The sequence below is a fragment of the Cupriavidus sp. GW822-FHT02D05 genome (assembly GCF_058802485.1).
In genome coordinates this window covers 1-1,975 of record NZ_JBXAOE010000074.1, presented here as the reverse complement: position 1 = coordinate 1,975, position 1,975 = coordinate 1, and the positions used below count along the sequence as shown (strand labels likewise).

The window sequence follows — 1,975 nt, the reverse complement described above, 5'->3', positions numbered from 1 at the left end:
GGGGTTTCAAGGGAGAGCCTGGCGATTACCTACTTTCACACGGGTATCCGCACTATCATCGGCGTGGAGTCGTTTCACGGTCCTGTTCGGGATGGGAAGGGGTGGTTCCAACTCGCTATGGTCACCAGGCATAAACGGTGGCCGCGCTGAGGGATGCTCAACGCAGCGAATAGGGATGTAGTAGGGGTTGTGCGTATCGGCCAAGCTGCCTTGTTACTGCTGCAGCGGCACGCGACACTCACACCAGGTAGAAACACACTGGTTATAGGATCAAGCCTTACGGGCAATTAGTACTGGTTAGCTTAACGCATTACTGCGCTTCCACACCCAGCCTATCAACGTCCTGGTCTCGAACGACCCTTCAAGGAGCTCAAGGCTCCAGGGAATCCTCATCTTCAGGCGAGTTTCCCGCTTAGATGCTTTCAGCGGTTATCTCTTCCGTACATAGCTACCCTGCGATGCCTCTGGCGAGACAACAGGTACACCAGCGGTACGTCCACTCCGGTCCTCTCGTACTAGGAGCAGCCCCCGTCAAGATTCCAACGCCCACGGCAGATAGGGACCAAACTGTCTCACGACGTTTTAAACCCAGCTCACGTACCTCTTTAAATGGCGAACAGCCATACCCTTGGGACCGGCTACAGCCCCAGGATGAGATGAGCCGACATCGAGGTGCCAAACACCGCCGTCGATATGAACTCTTGGGCGGTATCAGCCTGTTATCCCCAGAGTACCTTTTATCCGTTGAGCGATGGCCCTTCCATTCAGAACCACCGGATCACTATGTCCTGCTTTCGCACCTGCTCGACTTGTCGGTCTCGCAGTTAAGCACGCTTTTGCCATTGCACTTTAGGTACGATGTCCGACCGTACCAAGCGTACCTTCGAACTCCTCCGTTACACTTTGGGAGGAGACCGCCCCAGTCAAACTGCCTACCATGCACTGTCCCCGATCCGGATTCACGGACCAAGGTTAGAACCTCAAACAAACCAGGGTGGTATTTCAAGGACGGCTCCACGCAGACTAGCGTCCACGCTTCAAAGCCTCCCACCTATCCTACACAGATCGGTTCAAAGTCCAATGCAAAGCTACAGTAAAGGTTCATGGGGTCTTTCCGTCTAGCCGCGGGGAGATTGCATCATCACAAACACTTCAACTTCGCTGAGTCTCGGGAGGAGACAGTGTGGCCATCGTTACGCCATTCGTGCAGGTCGGAACTTACCCGACAAGGAATTTCGCTACCTTAGGACCGTTATAGTTACGGCCGCCGTTTACCGGGACTTCAATCAAGAGCTTGCACCCCATCATTTAATCTTCCGGCACCGGGCAGGCGTCACACCCTATACGTCCACTTTCGTGTTTGCAGAGTGCTGTGTTTTTATTAAACAGTCGCAGCCACCATTTTATTGCAACCCCTTCACCCTCCTGGCGCAGGCCAGTCAAGCTACAAGGGCGTACCTTATCCCGAAGTTACGGTACCAATTTGCCGAGTTCCTTCTCCCGAGTTCTCTCAAGCGCCTTAGAATACTCATCTCGCCCACCTGTGTCGGTTTGCGGTACGGTCTCGTATGACTGAAGCTTAGAGGCTTTTCTTGGAACCACTTCCAATTGCTTCGCAGCACTAGGCCGCTCGCCCCACATCCTTGAATTCCGCGCCCGGATTTGCCTAAGCGCCTTCTCCAATGCAGGGACCGGGACTTCCAACACCCGGACAACCTTCCGCGATCCGTCCCCCCATCGCATCATACGACGGTGCAGGAATATTAACCTGCTTCCCATCAGCTACGCATCTCTGCCTCGCCTTAGGGGCCGACTCACCCTACGCCGATGAACGTTGCGTAGGAAACCTTGGGCTTACGGCGAGGGGGCTTTTCACCCCCTTTATCGCTACTCATGTCAGCATTCGCACTTCTGATACCTCCAGCATCCTTTACAAGACACCTTCACAGGCTTACAGAACGCTCTCCTACCATGC

Annotated in this window: 2 rRNA genes; both read right to left on the bottom strand. The window is 54.3% G+C overall.

Going from position 1 to position 1,975, the window contains the following annotated elements:
• Nucleotides 1-16: 16 nt before the first annotated feature.
• Nucleotides 17-129, bottom strand: a 5S ribosomal RNA gene (gene rrf / locus AC1RQK_RS40380).
• Nucleotides 130-266: 137 nt separating this feature from the next.
• Nucleotides 267-1,975 (bottom strand): 23S ribosomal RNA (locus tag AC1RQK_RS40375); the annotation flags it as partial.